Raw genomic sequence first — 16,890 nt, 5'->3', positions numbered from 1 at the left:
TCCGGCCGCCCGGCCGGCCGGCGGCGACGGTGGCTGCGGCGGTGACGGCGGTGGTCACGGCTGCCGGCCGCGGGTCCGTACGGGCGGCCCACGGTGCCCGGCTCGTTCACCGTCGCCGGGGCCCGGTGTGACGCGTCACCGGGGGGTGAGCGCCGTCAACCACGGCTAGGATCTGCGGCATGAACGATTCGGTGTCTTCTGTCCCTTCGACGGAGCACGCGGCCACCGGGTCGTCCTGCGACGGGCCGCTAGGCGAGGAGACGGCATGACTCAGCTTCCGCTGCGGGCGCAGCTCGCGACCGCTCTCGGCCGGACGGCCGCGACCCTGTCCCGGGTGACCGGCCGCGGTGACGGGTCGGTGATCGGGGGCCGGATCAGCCTGGTCCTGGAGCCCGACCTGCTCCGTCAGCTCGCGCACGACCGCAAGCTGGCCCTGGTGAGCGCCACCAACGGCAAGACCACCACGACCCGCCTGATCACCTCCGCGTTGCAGGAGCTCGGCGACGTGGCGACCAACGCCTTCGGCGCCAACATGCCCGCCGGGCACGTCTCGGCGCTGTCGTCGGCGAAGAACGCCCCGTACGGGGTCCTGGAGGTCGACGAGAAGTACCTGCCCGAGGTGATCGACACCACCGGCGCCGGGGTGGTCGTGCTGATGAACCTCAGCCGCGACCAGATGGACCGCGCCGGTGAGATCTGGCTGCTCGCCCAGAAGTGGCGCAGGGCACTCGCCGGCAAGAACACCCACGTGATCGCCAACGCGGACGACCCCCTGGTGACCTGGGGCGCCTCCACGGCGTCCTCGGTGACCTGGGTCTCCGCCGGCCAGCCGTGGAAGGAAGACTCCTGGTGCTGCCCCGAGTGCGGCGGCCCGCTCGACCGCAAGGGCATGGAGTACGTCCCGCCGGGCAGCAGCGGTTCGGGCATGATCCCGGGCACGACGGAGAATGACTGGGCCTGCCGCGAGTGTTCCTTCCGCCGGCCGCAGCCGTCCTGGGCCCTCGCCGACAACACGGTACTCGACCCGCGTGGCCAGTGCTGGGAGCTGAACATCCAGCTTCCGGGCCGCGCCAACCGGGCCAACGCGGTGATCGCGCTGGCCACCGCGGAGGCGTTCGGCCTCTCGGTCGAGCGGGCACTGCCCCGGCTGCGCCAGGTCACATCGGTGGCCGGCCGCTACACCACGGTCGAGCGCGACGGCAGGCATGCCCGCCTGCTGCTGGCAAAGAACCCGGCGGGCTGGCTTGAGGCGTTCGACGTCCTCGACCGCTCGCTGCCGGTGATCCTCTCGGTCAACGCCCAGGGGCCCGACGGCCGCGACACGTCCTGGCTCTGGGACGTCGACTACCGCGTGCTGCGCGGCCGGCCGGTCTACGTGGCCGGGGAGCGGAAGCTGGACCTGGCGCTCCGGCTCGACGTGGCCGGGGTGCCGTTCCAGCTGGCCGACTCCTTCGCCCAGGCGCTCTCCGTCCAGCCGCCCGGCAAGGTCGACGTGATCGCCAACTACACCGCCTTCCAGCAGATTCGATCGGAGTTCGGCCGTGCAGTCTGACAGCGTCCTGCGCCTGGTCTGGATCTATCCGGACCTGCTGAGCACCTACGGCGACCAGGGCAACGTCCTCGTCCTGGAGCAGCGTGCCCAGCGTCGTGGCATCCCGGTCGAGACCTATCACGTGCGCTCGGCCGACCCGGTGCCGGAGGGCGGCGACATCTACCTGATCGGCGGGGGCGAGGACCGGCCGCAGATCCTGGCGGCCGAGCGGCTCCGGCGCGACGGCGGCCTGCACCGCGCCATCGCGCGGGGCGCCGCCCTGCTGGCCGTCTGCGCCGGCTACCAGATCATGGGCGCCACGTTCGGCGGCGAGGAGGGGCAGCCGGTCGACGGCATCGGGTTGCTCGACATCGCCAGCGGACGCGGGCAGAGCCGGGCGGTCGGGGAACTGGCCGGCGAGGCGGACCCGGCGCTCGGCATCCCGACGCTGACCGGCTTCGAGAACCACATGGGCGTCACCCGGCTGGGCCCCGGCGTCAGGCCGCTGGCGCGCACCGCGGTCGGCACCGGCAACGGCGACGGCACCGAGGGCTGTTACGCAGGCAAGATCGTCGGAACCTACCTGCACGGCCCGGCGCTCGCCCGCAACCCGGGTCTCGCCGACCTGCTGCTCGGCTGGGCGGTGGGCACGCAGCTGCCCCCCATCGACGACACCTGGTTCGAGCGGCTCCGCCAGGAGCGCCTGGCCGCGGTGCTTCCCCACTGACGCGCGTACCGGCCCGCCGCCGTGCCGGTCGTCACGGTGGCGGGCCCGGACGCCGTCAGTGAACCAGGGCCTGAACGCCGTCAGTGGACCAGGGCCCGGAGGTCGTCAGTAGACCAGGGCCTGGACGCCTTCGGCGACGACTTCCTCGACGAACGTGGGGGCACCCGCGATGCGGACGCCCTCGATCACGTCGTCCACCGTGATGTCCCGCCGGGTCGCGCACTGCGTGCACAGCGTCACCCGGCCGCCGGCGAGGACCGCGTCGAGAAGGTCGGTCAGCTGGGCCGCGTGCGGCAGGCTGAACTCCTTGGCCCTGCCGGGGAGGGCGAACCACGACGCCTCGCCCGTCAGCCAGAGCGACACGGGAACCCCGCTCGCCAACGCCGCCGCGGCCACCGTGAACGCCTGGTTGCAGCGCTCGGGGGAATCCTCACCCGCGGTCACTTTGATCACCAGTGATCGTGCCATGTCCGAAGCCTATGCCGCCCCGCGTCACGGGTGCGAACCGCATCAGGACGGCTCTAGGCTCGGATTCATGGACGTTCCCGAACTGCATCCCGATCTTGAGCCGATCGCCTTCCTGCTGGGCAGGTGGGAGGGGGCCGGAGTCGGGGGATACCCCACGATCGAGAGTTTCAACTTCGGCCAGGAGATCGTCTTCGGTCACAACGGCAAGCCGTTCCTGACCTACACCAGCCGCACCTGGCTGCTGGACGAGGCGGGCAACGCGGTCCGGCCGCTGGCCACCGAGACCGGTTTCTGGCGTCAGCTTCCGGACCGCCAGCTGGAGGTCTGCCTGTCGCACCCGACCGGCATCGTGGAGATCTACATCGGCGAGGTGGTCTTCAACAAGATCGAACTCCGTACCGACCTGGTCGCCCGCACCGCCACGGCCAAGGAGTACAGCGCCGGCCATCGCCTCTACGGTCTGGTGAACGGCAACCTGATGTGGGCCTATGACATGGCGGCCGTGGGCCAGCCGCTCCAGTCGCACATGTCGGCCGAGCTGAAGAAGGTGGGCGAGGCGGCACCCGGACAGGGGTGAGGACGGCGGGCGACGCGGCACCTGAACACGGACTGGGGACGGCGGGCGACGCGGCACCCGGACGGGGGTGAGCGGGGGCCGCCCGCGGGCGGGGAGGGCGGCTGGATACCCTCTCGAAGGTGAGCACTCCCTTCACCCCCGACGTGGTCGAGGCCATCAAACGTCACATGAACGACGATCACAGCGACGACGCGCTGCTGATCTGCAAGGGGCTCGGCGGTCGTCCGGACGCGACCAGCGCCACGACGACCGGTGTCGACGCCGAGGCCATCGAGTTCACCGCGGTGGTCGACGGGAGGAGCGTCCCGGTCCGGGTTCCGTGGAGCACCACGCTGACCGAGCGCTCCCAGGTCCGCGCCGAGGTGGTACGCCTCTACCGCGACGCCTGCGCGGCCCTGGGCGTCCCCGCCCGCGGCGAGCACTGACCGACCGCTCCTCCCCGTGGTGTCCATTCCGGACCCGTGGTGTCCATTCCGGAAAGGAGCCGCCCCGCGAACCAGGTCGGCCGGGAATCAGCCGGGGTCGGCCGGCGTGGGCGGGGGACCGGCCGGGGGCGGCCGGCACGGGTGAGGAGCGGTCGGACCCGATGTCCGCAGTGTCGGCCGCGGGTCAGCCGGTACGGGCGAGGTCGAGCCGGGTGGCGTCCGGGCGGCGTGCGGCCCACAGGCCGAGCGCGGTCAGGGCGGCCACCTCGGTCGCCGCCAGACCCCGTTCCACCAGGCCGAGGGGCATCACCTGCCACCAGGCCAGGCCGCTGTTCTCGGCGAGCACGATGGCCCCGGCGATCCCGGCGACCCACAGCAGCGATCCCAGCCCGAGCCAGGCCGCGATCCGGGCGGGTGCCCGCCACTCGGGATGCCTCAGCCAGGGCCTGGAGATGATCAGCGCGGCCAGCGGCAGGCTGAGGAAGGCCACCAGGCTGCCCACCCGGTGAATGCTCCCGTTGAGACTCGGCCCCACCGACCAGTCGTGCTTGGGGAACCACCCCGTCACGACGAGTCCCGCGCTCCAGGCCAGCAGGGCCAGGGTGCCGGCGGACCAGGCTGCGGCCAGCTTCCCGCGGACGAGCGACACCCCGATCGCGACCGACCCGGCGGCCAGCAGGATCACGCCGAGCGTGAAGATCCAGCCGTGCTCGCCGAGACCGTGCTCGCTGATCGTCCGGCGGAACGGGTCGACCTCCGCGAGGCGGGCCACGTCCAGGCCGGTGATGACCACGACTCCGGCTCCCACCGCTGTCAGTCCCGCCCGTGCGGCTCCCCGCATCGTCACTCCTCACCCCTGTCCGGGGTGATGTTTCATCCCGGATTCTTCTTCAACGGGTGATCCTGTGCTCGGATTCCCGGGGGTGCTCCGTGGCGGAAGATGCCGGTGTGCCATGAGTCGCCCCGGACGTTCGCCCAGGGACTTCCCGCCCCCGGCTTCCCCCGCGGCCTTTCCCCCTGGACTCCCCGCCGGCCTTCCCGCCCCGGGACGGCAGGGGGCCCGTGCGGACCGGTGGGTGGGGGCGTCCGGACAGCAAAGAACCCCGGGCTGCTTCCTCCTGCTCGGCAGAAGGGTCGGATTGGACTAAAGACGGGGGACCCGCCTTCCGACAGCCCGGGGTTCCGGTGATTGTCTTGGATTCGCCGAACGTCGCGAGACGTCCGGACAGAGTCCGGAGCCGCGGCGTCCTAGCGGACAGCCACCTCGCTAGCCCAACTATGATCAATCATCGTTCGGACCACCTCCTTTCAGCGTGATCCACACGTTATGCGATGCCGTCCGGCCGGGCAAATGAATATTGAAGTGGCTGTTTCCGCAGCTCACCGCCTGTTGTGGGGGTGCCCTGTGCTCTCTCGTCGCGGCGGGGCCGGGGACATCCCGGCGCGGCGGGCCAAGGGCAGCAGCCGTGGGTCCCGCCGGCGGGACGGCTCCGGCGGGCGGATGCCCGGGACGCCCCGGACATCCGGGGCGACACGGCGACACAGCGACACGGCTCGGGTGCTCGGCGAAGCTCCGGACGCGAACGGGGACAGCGAACCGGGACAGTGAACCGGGACAGTGGTTTCCCACGGCCGGAAGGCAGACACGAAAGGCCGGGATTCTCCTAGACTCATGCCATGACCGAGACGTCATGGCATGAGCAACTGCGAGCGCGTGGATATCGGGTCACCCCGCAGCGCCAGCTGGTGCTAGAGGCGGTCAAGGAGTGTGAGCACGCCACCCCCGAGGAGATCTGCAACCGGGTGCGGCAGACCGCCCGCGGGGTGAACATCTCGACCGTCTACCGCACTCTCGAGCTCCTGGAGGAGCTCGGCATGGTGACCCACAGTCACCTCGGGCACGGTGCTCCCACCTACCATCTGGCCTCCGAGGCCGACCACGTGCACCTGGTCTGCCGCGGCTGCGGCGAGATCAGCGAGGTCAGCCAGGACCTGGTCGACAACTTCGTCAAGGACCTCGACCGTTCGGTCGGGTTCGCCACCGACGTGCACCACCTGACCGTCTTCGGGCGCTGCCGCAACTGCCGCTGAGCCACCGCCGTAACTGCCGCTGCCGCTGCCGCTGCCGCCACCACTGCCGCCACCGCCACCACTGCCGCCACCACCACTGCCGCCGCCACCGCCGCTGCCACCACTGTCGCCATCACCGCTGCCGCCGGTGACGGCGACGGTGGCGGTGCCTCGTAGGCTGGGGCCATGCGAAGCCCTCTGCTGGACACCCCCGGCGCGGTCGCGGCCGACACCCCCGATGCCGACGTCGCCGGACACTACGGCGACCTGTTCGCCGAGCAGCGCGCGCTGCTCGGCGGAGAGGCGATGGTCGACCGGAGCAACCGGGAGGTCGTCCGGATCTCCGGACCCGACCGTCTGAGCTGGCTCAACAGCCTGAGTTCGCAGAAACTCGACGATCTGAAACCCGGTGTGCCCACTCAGACGCTGTTGCTGGACGCCCAGGGCAGGGTGGAGCACCACCTGACCCTCGTCGACGACGGCGAGGCCGTCTGGACGCACGTGGAGCCGGGTACGGGCGCGGAGCTGACCGCGTTCCTCGACAAGATGCGGTTCATGCTCCGGGTCGAGGTCGCCGACGTGACGGGTGACTACGTGGTGGTCTCCGTGACCGCCGCGGCGCGGCCGGTGCTGCCCGAGGGCGCCGTGGCCGTCGGCGACGACGTGCTGCTCCCGCGTGAGCTGTTGCCCGGCCGTCTCGGGCTGCGACTGGCCGGGCTCTGGGCGTACGAGGCGCTGCGGATCGAGGAGCACCGTCCCCGGCTCGGCTTCGAGACCGATCACAAGACGATCCCGCACGAGGTCGGCTGGATCGGCACGGCGGTCCACCTCGGCAAGGGGTGCTACAAGGGCCAGGAGACCGTGGCCCGCGTGCACAACCTGGGCCATCCGCCGCGCCGCCTGGTCTTCCTGCACCTGGACGGCAGCGCCGACGTCCTGCCCGGGCACGGCGCCGCCGTGGTCCACGACGGCACCGAGGTCGGCTTCGTCGGCAGCGCCGCGCGCCACTACGAGCTCGGCCCGATCGCCCTGGCCGTGGTCAAGCGGACCGTGCCGGTCGACGTCACGCTCCAGGCCGGTGGCGTGGCGGCGACCCAGGAGGTCGTCGTGCCGCCGGACGCCGGACGCAACGTCCAGATCGACCCCGCGCTGCGCCGCCGCATCCGCTGACGCCACCCCGGCCGGCGGGTGCGCCGGACCCTCCGGCCGATCGGTCAGACCTCCAGGATCAGCGTGATCGGGCCGTCGTTGGTCAGCCCGACCTTCATATCGGCGCCGAACACGCCCGTCTCCACGCGGGCACCCAGCCCGCGTAGCTCCGCGCAGACGGTCTCCACCAGTGGTTCGGCGACCGGGCCGGGTGCGGCGGCCTGCCAGGTGGGGCGGCGGCCCTTGCGCGCGTCGCCGTACAGGGTGAACTGGCTGACCACGAGCAGCGGCGCGTCGATGTCGGAGCACGACTTCTCGCCCGACAGGATCCGCAGGCCCCAGAGCTTGGCGGCGAGCCTGGCCGCCTGCGCCGGGGTGTCGGTGTGGGTGACCCCGACCAGCACCAGCAGCCCCGGCTCGTCGATCGCGCCCACCGTCACACCGTCCACCACCACCGACGCGGAACTCACCCGCTGTACGACCGCACGCATACCCCCATCATCCCGTGCTTCCCGGTCTCCCTAGACTCTGCGCGAAAGGAGACAAAGGTGTCTGCTGAGTCATTGCTCGTCGAGGTCGTCCGCTCGGGGTTCGTGGAGTCCACCCACCGGGTGCGCATGCTCGCCGTCGCCGCCGACGGGTCCCCCGTCAGGGTTCACGGGGCGGTGGACGCCCTCGTCTCGCCGCGTTCGTCGCTGAAGCCGTTGCAGGCGCTGGCCATGGTCCGCGCGGGGCTGCCCCTGGAGGGTGAGCTGCTCGCGCTGTCGTGCGCGAGTCACGCCGGCGAGTCGTTCCACGTGGACGGGGTCCGCCGGATCCTCGCGGGGGCCGGGCTGGAGGAGGACGCGCTGGGGTGCCCGGAGGACCTGCCCGAGGACCCCGCCTCCCGCGAGGAACTGCTGCGCTCGGGCGGCGACCGCGCCCGGGTGTACATGAACTGCTCGGGCAAGCACGCGGCGATGCTCGCCACCTGCGTGGTCAACGGCTGGCCGCCGGAGACCTACCTCGACCCGGCCCACCCGCTGCAGCGGGCCATCCGCGCCACCGTCGAGGAGCTGACCTGCGAGCGCGTCGCGGCCACCGGGGTGGACGGCTGCGGTGCCCCGCTCTTCTTCGTCTCCATGGTGGGGGTGACGCGGGCGTTCCGGGCCATGGTCCAGGCCGAGCCCGGCACCCCGGAGCGGCGGGTCGTGGACGCCTTCCGGGACCACCCGGAGTGGACGTCGGGAACGACCCGCCCCGAGGCCAGGCTGATGCGCGCGGTCCCGGGCCTGATGGTCAAGGCCGGTGCCGAGGCGTTCGACGCCTTCGTCTTCTCCGACGGCCGCTCGGGCACCGTCAAGGTCGAGGACGGCGGCCAGCGGGCCCGGGTCCCGGCCGTCGTCGAGGCTCTTGGCGCGCTCGGTTTCCGGGGGCCGGAACTGGACGAGCTGGCCACCGGTGTCCTGCTGGGCGGCGGCCGTCCCGTCGGTGAGATCAGGCTGCGCCGGTAGGGCGGGCTCGCCCCGAGGTCCTGAGCCGGGCCGGTGCCGGACGGTCCCTCTCAAGGCGGCACCGGTCCCTCTCAAGGCGGCACCGGTCCCTCTCAAGGCGGCACCGGGTGAGCTCGCTCCGGGCTACAGGGACCGGAACCGGCGGGTGGCGGAGATCGCTCCTGAGGTCGTCATGGTGAACGTCCGCATCGAGTCGGCGAACCTGGACAGGTCCCATTCGGCCGGGCCGTGATACCAGTACAGGTTGTCGGCCTGCTGCCCCTCGCCGGTGACCGACGAGACCACCCGGGCCCAGCGGTCGACGCTGTCGAAGATCACCGCATAGGGGAGGTACCGGGAGAACAGCTCCACACGCTGGGCCGCCGGGACGTCGGCGCCGATCTCGCCGTCCGCCAGATACTCCCGGAAGCCCAGGGTGTGGGCCAGGGCGGTCGAGCCCCTGACGGTCTTGGCGGGCATGTACTGGCCGCCGACGGCCAGGGCCGCACCGGAAATGATCAACGCCAGGCCGAGCAGCCCGTACGTGGTGAACCAGGCGAGCACGACGGTGGCGATGATCCCGGAGAGGGTGAGCACCACACCCCCGGTCGTCCATCGGCTGCGGACGGTGTCGGGGCGGCGGGTGAACCAGCCCTGTGTGACGACATCGCGGTAGAGAGCGTCGCGGACCTTGCCGAGGTTGGCCGCGAACGAGCCCTTGAGCTGCGAGAGCAGCACCGCGTCGCGTCCGTCGAAGATGGCGTCGTAGAGCTTGCGCTCATAGGGCATCAGAGAGGAGAGCGGGGCGTCGGGCAGCCGCACCAGCTGCCAGTCGGGCGTCTCGTACGTCTGGCGGGGCTGCTCGTCGATGCGGAGGTAGCCGCGGACGGCCAGGTCGACGATCGTGGCGGTCACGTCGATCACGTCGGCCTGCTCGTCCATGAGCGTGCCGATCTGGCCGGGCCGCACTCCGTCCGGTGGGGCGAAGTGGCCGTTGCGGGCCGTGCTGAGCGGCCCCGTCCCGCCGCCGGCCACACGGGCGTCGCGGCCCCGGGTCCAGTACAGCAGGCCGATGCCACCGAGCAACAGGACCAGCAGACCGGCCAGGGCGGCGCCGGTGAGCGTGTTGAGCGTGAAGGCGTTGGACAGCTCGAAGCGGCGTTCCAGGACGGGACCACCCTGGGCGGCGCCCGCGGGGTAACCGGTGATCACGGTCAGCACCTCGCCGGGGGCGAGCCCCTGGTGCCCGAAGTCGGCGACAACGCCCGTGGAGTCCATCGACGCCTCCGCGCACGGGATCGCAGAGGTCAGCGGGCCGGCGAAGCAGGCGATGCTCTGCAGCTGTGCCGGGCCGGACACGGTGGCCTTGGCCTGCTCGACGGGGACCGACCACCCGCCCACGGCGTACCACCGCAGTTCCCGGGCCCGGCCCAGCGGCGTCACCGCCCCGATGACGTCGTACTCCAGGGTGACGGTGCCGGAGGTGCCCTTCAGGGTGATCGTGTCACCGGTCAGCGTGGCGTCACCGGTGAGGTTGGCGATCCGGTAGAGCCGGTCGTTGCCGTCGTCGTAGCGGGTGCGGTCGACCAGGGTGCGCGACGGTGTGCCGCCCTCGAAGACGATCTCCTCCTTGACGTGCAGCACGCCGTCCGGCCGGAGCTGGAGCTGGAGCCGGTCGCTCGTCACCGTGCCCGTCTGCGTGCCCGCCTGCGCGGCTCCGGTGGACGCCGCGGCCCCGGTGGACGCCACCGGCGCGATGGATGCGACGGACGAGACGGGCAGGGTGGACGAGACGGGCACGGTGGACGCGACGGGTGCGGTGGGTGCGGTGCCGGTCCGGGCGGTCGCGAGGACCGGGGACGCGAGGACCGGGGACGCGCCGAGCGCCAACACGAGCGTGACCGCCGCGGCCAGGCTCGCGGCTACCCGGTGCAGGGAAGATGCCGCCATGGGTGGGGAGCTTAGCGAGATCCACTGAGGGGTGAAGAACGCCCCCTTCCACCTTTTTCACCCGATAAACATCAGGAGGGGATATCCGCTAGATTGCCGCCCGGAGATCCACTCTGGGGAGAGGCGGTCGCATGCGCCCACGCGGGCCGGGCCCACTGGTTTTTGGAGTCTTCGGCGTCCTGGCGATGGCGTTCGCCATGGTCGTGGTGATCGCCGGTCTCCTCGCGGGTGACGAGGCCGAGGTTCCGGCCAATCCCGGAACCGTTCCCGTAGTGACCGAAAACCCCGTCTCCCCACCGGCCGGTGACGTCGAGATCACTCCCCCGCCCTTCACCCCGCCGCAGCGGCTGAACTTCGGTCCGCGGGGTGGCTCCCGGGTCGCGCTGGCCGCCACGGGATCCGTCCCGCGGGAAACGGATGTGGACCTGCGTCAGGTGGGCCGCTCCGACACCGCGGCCAGGCTCAAGCGCAATCCGCTGTACGGCACCGGCCTGATGCGTCCCACCTCCTGCCGGGTCCCCCGGCCCTCGGCCTGGACCGATGACATGCTGGCCTACCTCAACGCCGCCACCGACTGCATGGACCGCGCGTGGTCGGCGAAGTTCTCCCAGGCGGGGGCACTCTTCCTGCCGCCGCAGAGGATCTTCTGGACCCGTCCGGGCCGCGGCCCCTGCGGCGTCTACCCGGCCCCCGATGCCGCCGCCTACTACTGCCCGGCCAACCGCGGGCTGTACATCGGCGTGAACGAGGTGATCCAGCAGAACGAACGGATCGACCCCGCCCGCAACCACGTGCCCTATCTGACCGTGCTGGCCCACGAGTACGGCCACCATGTGCAGTCCATGGCGGGCATCGGCGGTGCCTGGTGGCAGGAGGTCTCCCACAGGTCCCGGAGTGCCCAGGACACCCACTCCCGCCGCAACGAGCTCCAGGCGCAGTGCTTCGCCGGCGTCTTCATCCGGACCGTGCGGACGCCGCTCGGCGTGACCGGTGCCCGCTGGAAGGAGGCGCTGCGGGTCGAGCACAGCCGCGGTGACGACCGGGACGCCGGCGCGCGACGCGACCGCGGCAGCGGCGACAACTACGCCGCCTGGCTCCACCAGGGCTGGAAGTACGCCCGGGTCGCCCACTGCAACACCTGGGCGGTTCCCCCCTCGCGGGTCGACTGACAGGCACCCCGTGCGCTGAGGCGACGGTTTGTCTCCGGTGGTCCCGGGCGGTCGCCTCGTCGTGGAGAGCCGGATTCCGGACAGCCGGGAATCCGCCGCAGGGCCCCGCCCCCGATGGACCGTCGGGCTGCTCACCATGAGCCCGCCACAGGGCCCCCCGCCCTCCGATGGGCCGCCGGGCTGCTCACCACGAGCCCGCCGGGGCGTCACCGGCCCGGTCCCCGTGGGAACCGAGTCACGGCCGGTGGAACCGAATCGCCGCGCCGCTCTCGGGCCTCTGCAATCATGTCGGCAGCCCGACGTTTTCCGAGGTGATATGCGTACGCCCGCACGTAGAGGACCATGGGCGTCGGCGGTCGCTTTTATTGTGGCGGTTTTCTGCCTTATTTCGGGATGTAGCCCGAATGCTGGAACGACTGTTCCCGCGACGGTCGGCACGGCGCGTCCGTCGGCCTCCTCCGACACGCCCGCATCGCCGCTTCCGCGGACGCACGCCCCGGTCGTCATGATCCTTGGCGACAGCTTCACGGTCGGGTCGGGCCCGGTCCGCGCCTGGGACGCCTACGCGGCGCTCGCCGCACGGGAGCTCGGCTGGCAGCCGGTCATCGCGGGTGCGTCCGGGACGGGCTACGTCAACCCCGGCAGGGTGCGCCGCACCTTCCGGCAGTCCTTCCTACGGGAGCTGTCCTGGCGTCCCGAGCCCGACCTGCTGCTCATCTCCGGCGGACGCAACGACCGCAGGATCGGTGCCGGCCGGATCCGGGCCGCCGCCGTGGACCTCCTGGAACTGGCCAGGCGGACGTGGCCGGACACCAGGATCGCGGTGATCGGCCCGATCTGGATGACCGAGGCACCCGGATGGGCCTACCGCGTGCGCGACGCCGTCGCCACCGCCACGGACGAGGCCGGGGTGCCCTTCCTCGACCCGCTGGAGCCGCGCGGCGGGCGCTGGGGCCGGGGCACGGTCCTGCCCGACCGCGTGCACCCCACCGCGACCGGCCACGCCCGCCTGGCCGGCTGGATGACCGCCACCCTGCGCGAGTACGGCATCGAGCCGCGCGGCTGACTGCCCGGCCGCGCGACGGAAGACGCTCCTCTCGTCGCGCGGCCGGGCTCCCGTGCGGAACCGTCCCCGCGCGGGCCCGCTTCGTGGCCGGGCCCCGGCGCGAGCCCCGACATCGGAGAGCGGGGTCAGGAGATGGTGGGGGTGGGTGGGGTGCCGGTGCCGTTCCAGGTGGCGATGAAGCCGAAGGTGGTGCTTCCGCCGGCGGGGACGGTGCCGTTCCAGGGGGCGTTGGTGAAGGTGAAGGCGGGTGGGGTGGCGGTGAGGGTGGAGCTCCATGCCTGGGTGACGGTCACACCGGTGGGGTAGGTGAGGGTGGTCTTCCAGGAGGTGGCGGCGGTGGTGCAGGTGATGGTGACCTGGCCCTGGAAGCCGCCCTGCCAGGAGTTGACGGTCTTGTAGGTGGCGGTGCAGCCACCGGGTGGGGTCGCGGAGGTGGTGAAGGTAATGGTTTCGGAAGCGGGGGAGGTGTTGCCGGCGGCGTCGCGGGCGACGATGTGGAGGGTGTAGGCGGTCTCGGGGGTCAGGCCGGTGAGGGTGGTGGTGTTGGTGGTGGAGGTGGTGAGTCTGGTGGTGCCGCGGTAGATGTCGTAGGAGGTGACGGCACGGTTGTCGGTGGAGGCGGTCCAGGTCAGGCGGGCGCCGGTGGCGGTGATGTCGGTGGCGGTGGGCTTGCCCGGTTTGCCGGGCGGCTCGGTGTCCGGAGTACCACCCCCGCCGTAGACCGCGGCCTCGACGGAGGTCTGCGCGATGCCGTCGGCGCCGTTGAACAGGCGCTGACCCCAGGTGGTGAGGCTCGCGACGTTGAAGTTGGTCACCTGGTCGAGATACTCGACACCGCCCCCGTTGCCGCTCCACGACCAGCCGAGATAGCCGACGCCCCTGGCCTGCGCCTGAGCCATGATCGTGTCCTCGTCCGGGTCGCCGTCGGAGTGGTTGAACCCGAACTCGCCGATCACCAGCGGCAACCCGGCGGTCTGGAAGTGCTGAAGGTAGCCGGTGACCTCGGCGGCCGTGTCGAACACGCCGTACATGTGGACGGAGAAGACCGTGTTGCGCTGCGGATCGGCGGCGAAGACGGTCCTGGCGTTGTCGCGCATGGTGAAGGCCCAGTCCTGACCCCAGTTGGGTGCGTCGACCATGAGCAGGTGCTGGAAGCCGTTGTCACGCATCCGGCCGATCGCGGCCGAGGTGGCCTGGGTCCAGCCGGGGGTGGTGGCGTTGTTACCGAAGGGCTCGTTGCCGATGTTGATGACGACGTAGTCCTCCTGGCCGGCGAGCGCGCTCTTGACGCTGATCCAGTAGTCGACGGCCTGGTCGAGGGTGTAGGCGCCGCTCTGCTCGCCGTACCCGGTGGTGTCGTGGTTCTCCAGCACGCAGATGAGCTTGTTCTGCTTGCAGAGCGAGACCACGTTCGCCACGTCGGCGGCGCCGTTGGCGGTCCACCGGCCGCCGCTGAGGACCACGCGGACGGTGTTCGCGCCGAGTGACTTGATGCCGGCGAAGGAGGCGGTCTGCGTCGGATACCAGGTGTGCGCGTGGCTGGTGCCCCGCATGACGAATGTGCTGCCCCCTCCTTCGAGGATCTTCGTTCCGCTCACGTGCAGGCCGGTCGCGGCGTGCGCGGGCGGGGCGGCGGAGAGGAACGCGAGGAATGGGAGGAGAAGCGCGACGAGTGTCGCCAGTCGTGTTCGCATGATCTACCTCGGGTGGGGAGTGACCGGCCGGATGGAGGGGTCCGTCGCACCCGGCCAGGGCGAAGGGGGTCAGCTCGCGGCGCAGGCCACCGGGGTGGGGACGCCGTTGGTGCCGCCGTGGCTCGCGGTGAAGCCGAAGGACGCCGACGCGGCCGGGGCGAGGGCACCGTTCCAGGCCACGTTCTTGACCGACACGTCCGAGCCCGTCTGGGTGTGCGTGCCGTTCCAGAGCTGGCTGATCGTCTGCCCGTCGGGGAACCGCCAGGTCACCGTCCAGCCCGTGATCGCCGAGGCGCTCTCGTTCCTGACCGTGACCTCGCCCTGGAAGGCGCCCTGCCAGCTGTTGCCGACCTTGTAGACGGCGGTGCAGCCACCGGCCGGGGCCTCGGCCGTGGTGAAGGAGACGCTCTCCGACGCCGGGGAGGAGTTGCCCGCGGCGTCCCTGGCCACCACGTGCACGGTGTACGGGGTCGCGGGGGACAACCCGGTCAGGTCGAAGGCCGGGCCGGTGGCCGTCCCCACCCTGGCCGTGCCGCGGTGGACGTCGTAGCCGGTGACGCCCACGTTGTCGGTGGAGGCCGCCCAGGTCAGCCTGGCGCCGCTCGCGGTGACGGCGGTGACGGCGGGCTTGCCCGGCCTGGACGGGGCCACCTCGTCCTCCTGTGGAGGCGGCTCCTCCCCGGGCGGGGTGCCCCAGATCCTCTTCGTGCCGGAGTGGAGCGTGATGTTCTCCACCCGCACCGGGGTGGACCCCGGCGTGGTGGCCACACCCTTGTACGACCAGTCGTTGGCCGGGTCCCAGGTGCCGGAGCTGGCGATGCGGAACTGCACCTCGCGCCGGTGCTGCGACTGCCCGGCGGGGGAGATCGGCGTCCCCGAGCAGTCGACGGTGACGAAATAGGTCTTCCCGGACAGCAGGGTCGGGCCGGTCGGCGCCTTGCACTGGGTGTAGGCGGACGACACGGTGATCTGGTTCGCGGTCGTGTCGCCGTCCAGGGTGAAGTAGTAGCGGAACGAGCCGTCGGTCAGCGGACGCGCGGGCCAGGCCGACTGGTTCCTGACGATCGCCTTGATCTCGGTGAACGCGGCACCCGAGGCGTTCACCCCGGCCTCCACGAAGATCTCCGGACCGTCGGGTGTCTCCCCGGCGGGGAAACCGGCCGCGGGCGACCCGCCGTACTCGGAGTACAGCCGGGCCAGGGCACTGGTGAAACCCGCGTTGTAGTCGGTGGCGACCTCGTTCATCACGTAGTCGTCACGCTTGTCGGTGTACTTGTCGTCGGGGTCGGGCGGGCCGCCGACGAGCGCGCCGTACAGGGTGTGGCGGGTCTCGACCGGGTTGGTCAGCTGGTCGGTCCACGAGCCGTGCGCGGTGCGGTGGTGCGGGTTCTTCGGCGGGTTGACGCCGAAGCCGATCACGTAGGAGGAGTTGCGCGGGTTGTCGCCCAGCGCGTAGTCGATCTGCCGTTTGGCGAAGTCGTGGTAGCGGGTCCTGCGTTCGGCGTCGGTGATGGTGTCGCTGTGCACCAGCGCCGCGAACGCGGTGTTGGCGGCGTAGCGCAGCGACCCCCACCGGTCGAGCACGGCCTGGCCGCCCGGCGAGTATCTGACCCGCTGCCCGTTGACCCCGACCGTCCAGTAGTCGAGCCAGCGGTTGGCGTCGTCGAGGTAGCGCTGCTTGCCGGTCAGCTTGTGCAGTAGCACGTAGGCGCCGTAGGACTTGTCGTCCCAGGCGATCGTCCACCTGTAGGACTTGGTGGTCGACTGCGGCTCGGTGCCGAGGTTGTCGTAGTACGCCTCGGCCTTGGCCAGGTAGGCGGCCTCCCCGGTGGCCCGGTGCAGCCAGATCGCACCCCAGACCAGCTCGTCGTTGTAGCCGCTCCACGACTGGTAGTACCCGGCCGCGTCGGTGATGCAGTCGCTGTACTTCTTCCGCACCGTGTCGGCGAAGGTGTAGAGCTGCCTGGCGTGCGTGACCAGCTTGTCGGCGTAGGAGGGGTCCGTCGGGCGGAAGACGATCGACGAGGCCGCCATCGCCGCCGCGGTCTCCCCGGCCAGGTCGGAGCCGCCGCAGGAGGAGTCGATCTTGAACGCGGGCCGGTCCATCTGCATCGCCTCGGCCGGGCCCCACCAGGCGTGGTCCCTGCCGCCGTGGCCGACCTGCCCGTAGAGCACGTTCGGCGCCGGGTGGGCCTTGACGAAGTAGTCGTTGACGAACCTGAGGTTGTTCAGCAGGTGGGTGAGCTGGCCCGAGGAGGCGTAGGCGTCCCGGTACTCGACCGCACCCCAGGCCAGCATCGTGGTGGTGGCCGCCATCGGCAGGCCGAACTTCACGTGGTCGCCCGCGTCGTACCAGCCGCCGGTCAGGTCGAGCCCGGCGTCCTCGCCGTCGTCGAGCGCGGAGTCGCCGCGCCACCCGACGCGGTTCCAGCTCGGCAGCTTCCCCGACTGCTGGGCCTCGTAGAACCAGATGGACTTCTGCAGCGCCTCGCCGTAGTCGAAGCCGGGTGCCGCCGCCCGCGCGGCGGGAAGCGGCGCGGCCACCAGCGCCGCCAGGGTGAGCGCCGCCAGGGATCTCTTCATGGGGGGTGC

15 protein-coding genes are annotated in these 16,890 nt (G+C 71.5%); 9 read left to right on the top strand and 6 right to left on the bottom strand.

Features of this window, described 5'->3' with window-relative positions; translation table 11 throughout:
- Positions 1-265 precede the first annotated feature (265 nt).
- A complete protein-coding gene (locus F4562_RS13860) occupies positions 266-1,552 on the top strand; it encodes a MurT ligase domain-containing protein (protein ID WP_184537920.1) in 1,287 nt (428 codons plus the stop codon).
- A complete protein-coding gene (locus tag F4562_RS13855; protein ID WP_184537922.1) occupies positions 1,542-2,258 on the top strand; it encodes a type 1 glutamine amidotransferase in 717 nt (238 codons plus the stop codon). The genes F4562_RS13860 and F4562_RS13855 overlap by 11 nt, the downstream gene beginning before the upstream one ends.
- Positions 2,259-2,363: 105 nt before the next feature.
- On the opposite strand, the gene F4562_RS13850 is transcribed toward F4562_RS13855, so the two are convergent.
- Positions 2,364-2,726, bottom strand: a complete 363-nt coding sequence (locus F4562_RS13850; protein WP_184537924.1) for a DsrE family protein — start codon at positions 2,724-2,726, stop codon at positions 2,364-2,366.
- A 67-nt stretch (positions 2,727-2,793) separates the two neighbouring features.
- Between F4562_RS13850 and F4562_RS13845 the strand changes: the two genes are divergently transcribed.
- Positions 2,794-3,303 carry a heme-binding beta-barrel domain-containing protein gene (locus F4562_RS13845; protein ID WP_184537926.1) on the top strand — a complete coding sequence of 170 codons (510 nt, stop codon included), beginning with the start codon at positions 2,794-2,796 and terminating at the stop codon, positions 3,301-3,303.
- A 119-nt stretch (positions 3,304-3,422) separates the two neighbouring features.
- On the top strand, positions 3,423-3,728 hold the full coding sequence (locus F4562_RS13840; protein ID WP_184537928.1) for a DUF2470 domain-containing protein: 306 nt from the start codon (positions 3,423-3,425) through the stop codon (positions 3,726-3,728).
- A 184-nt stretch (positions 3,729-3,912) separates the two neighbouring features.
- Here F4562_RS13840 and F4562_RS13835 read toward each other — a convergent pair whose 3' ends face one another.
- On the bottom strand, positions 3,913-4,569 hold the full coding sequence (locus F4562_RS13835; RefSeq protein WP_184537930.1) for a DUF998 domain-containing protein: 657 nt from the start codon (positions 4,567-4,569) through the stop codon (positions 3,913-3,915).
- An 836-nt stretch (positions 4,570-5,405) separates the two neighbouring features.
- On the opposite strand from F4562_RS13835, the gene F4562_RS13830 reads away from it, so the two are divergent.
- Both F4562_RS13830 and ygfZ read left to right on the top strand, forming a co-directional pair.
- The gene (locus F4562_RS13830; protein ID WP_184537932.1) at positions 5,406-5,819 is read left to right on the top strand and encodes a Fur family transcriptional regulator; all 414 of its coding nucleotides are present in this window, start codon (positions 5,406-5,408) and stop codon (positions 5,817-5,819) included.
- A gap of 165 nt (positions 5,820-5,984) precedes the next feature.
- Positions 5,985-6,968, top strand: coding sequence for a CAF17-like 4Fe-4S cluster assembly/insertion protein YgfZ (gene ygfZ / locus F4562_RS13825; RefSeq protein ID WP_184537934.1), 984 nt, complete (start codon positions 5,985-5,987; stop codon positions 6,966-6,968).
- A gap of 44 nt (positions 6,969-7,012) precedes the next feature.
- Here ygfZ and dtd read toward each other — a convergent pair whose 3' ends face one another.
- A complete protein-coding gene (gene dtd, locus F4562_RS13820) occupies positions 7,013-7,438 on the bottom strand; it encodes a D-aminoacyl-tRNA deacylase (RefSeq protein WP_184537936.1) in 426 nt (141 codons plus the stop codon).
- 57 nt (positions 7,439-7,495) lie between these two features.
- Here dtd and F4562_RS13815 point away from each other — a divergent pair, with 57 nt between their 5' ends.
- Entirely contained in the window at positions 7,496-8,440 is a 945-nt protein-coding gene (locus F4562_RS13815; RefSeq protein WP_184537938.1) for an asparaginase, read from the top strand.
- Positions 8,441-8,563: 123 nt separating this feature from the next.
- On the opposite strand, the gene F4562_RS13810 is transcribed toward F4562_RS13815, so the two are convergent.
- Positions 8,564-10,369, bottom strand: coding sequence for a DUF2207 domain-containing protein (locus F4562_RS13810; RefSeq protein WP_184537940.1), 1,806 nt, complete (start codon positions 10,367-10,369; stop codon positions 8,564-8,566).
- A 131-nt stretch (positions 10,370-10,500) separates the two neighbouring features.
- Between F4562_RS13810 and F4562_RS13805 the strand changes: the two genes are divergently transcribed.
- Positions 10,501-11,538, top strand: coding sequence for a neutral zinc metallopeptidase (locus F4562_RS13805; RefSeq protein WP_184537942.1), 1,038 nt, complete (start codon positions 10,501-10,503; stop codon positions 11,536-11,538).
- Positions 11,539-12,043: 505 nt separating this feature from the next.
- Positions 12,044-12,604, top strand: a complete 561-nt coding sequence (locus F4562_RS13800) for an SGNH/GDSL hydrolase family protein (protein ID WP_184537944.1) — start codon at positions 12,044-12,046, stop codon at positions 12,602-12,604.
- Positions 12,605-12,729: 125 nt separating this feature from the next.
- Here F4562_RS13800 and F4562_RS13795 read toward each other — a convergent pair whose 3' ends face one another.
- Together F4562_RS13795 and F4562_RS13790 are read right to left on the bottom strand one after the other, a co-directional pair.
- Positions 12,730-14,298 carry a cellulase family glycosylhydrolase gene (locus F4562_RS13795; RefSeq protein WP_184537945.1) on the bottom strand — a complete coding sequence of 523 codons (1,569 nt, stop codon included), beginning with the start codon at positions 14,296-14,298 and terminating at the stop codon, positions 12,730-12,732.
- A 69-nt stretch (positions 14,299-14,367) separates the two neighbouring features.
- Complete coding sequence (locus F4562_RS13790) at positions 14,368-16,881, bottom strand: glycoside hydrolase family 9 protein (RefSeq protein ID WP_184537947.1); 2,514 nt, start codon at positions 16,879-16,881, stop codon at positions 14,368-14,370.
- Between the last annotated feature and the right edge of the window lie 9 nt (positions 16,882-16,890).

Origin of the sequence: Streptosporangium becharense (assembly GCF_014204985.1) — a bacterium.
GTDB classification, from domain to species: Bacteria; Actinomycetota; Actinomycetes; order Streptosporangiales; family Streptosporangiaceae; genus Streptosporangium; species Streptosporangium becharense.
This window is presented reverse-complemented; position numbering and strand designations above follow the sequence as displayed.

Bases quoted from the DNA above. Each gene is read 5' to 3' on its own strand.
- F4562_RS13860 (WP_184537920.1), top strand. From the start codon at position 266: ATGACTCAGCTTCCGCTGCGGGCGCAGCTCGCGACCGCTCTCGGCCGG.
- F4562_RS13850 (WP_184537924.1), bottom strand. From the start codon at position 2,726: ATGGCACGATCACTGGTGATCAAAGTGACCGCGGGTGAGGATTCCCCC.
- F4562_RS13845 (WP_184537926.1), top strand. From the start codon at position 2,794: ATGGACGTTCCCGAACTGCATCCCGATCTTGAGCCGATCGCCTTCCTG.
- F4562_RS13835 (WP_184537930.1), bottom strand. From the start codon at position 4,569: ATGCGGGGAGCCGCACGGGCGGGACTGACAGCGGTGGGAGCCGGAGTC.
- F4562_RS13830 (WP_184537932.1), top strand. From the start codon at position 5,406: ATGACCGAGACGTCATGGCATGAGCAACTGCGAGCGCGTGGATATCGG.
- ygfZ (WP_184537934.1), top strand. From the start codon at position 5,985: ATGCGAAGCCCTCTGCTGGACACCCCCGGCGCGGTCGCGGCCGACACC.
- dtd (WP_184537936.1), bottom strand. From the start codon at position 7,438: ATGCGTGCGGTCGTACAGCGGGTGAGTTCCGCGTCGGTGGTGGTGGAC.
- F4562_RS13810 (WP_184537940.1), bottom strand. From the start codon at position 10,369: ATGGCGGCATCTTCCCTGCACCGGGTAGCCGCGAGCCTGGCCGCGGCG.
- F4562_RS13805 (WP_184537942.1), top strand. From the start codon at position 10,501: ATGCGCCCACGCGGGCCGGGCCCACTGGTTTTTGGAGTCTTCGGCGTC.
- F4562_RS13800 (WP_184537944.1), top strand. From the start codon at position 12,044: ATGATCCTTGGCGACAGCTTCACGGTCGGGTCGGGCCCGGTCCGCGCC.
- F4562_RS13795 (WP_184537945.1), bottom strand. From the start codon at position 14,298: ATGCGAACACGACTGGCGACACTCGTCGCGCTTCTCCTCCCATTCCTC.
- F4562_RS13790 (WP_184537947.1), bottom strand. From the start codon at position 16,881: ATGAAGAGATCCCTGGCGGCGCTCACCCTGGCGGCGCTGGTGGCCGCG.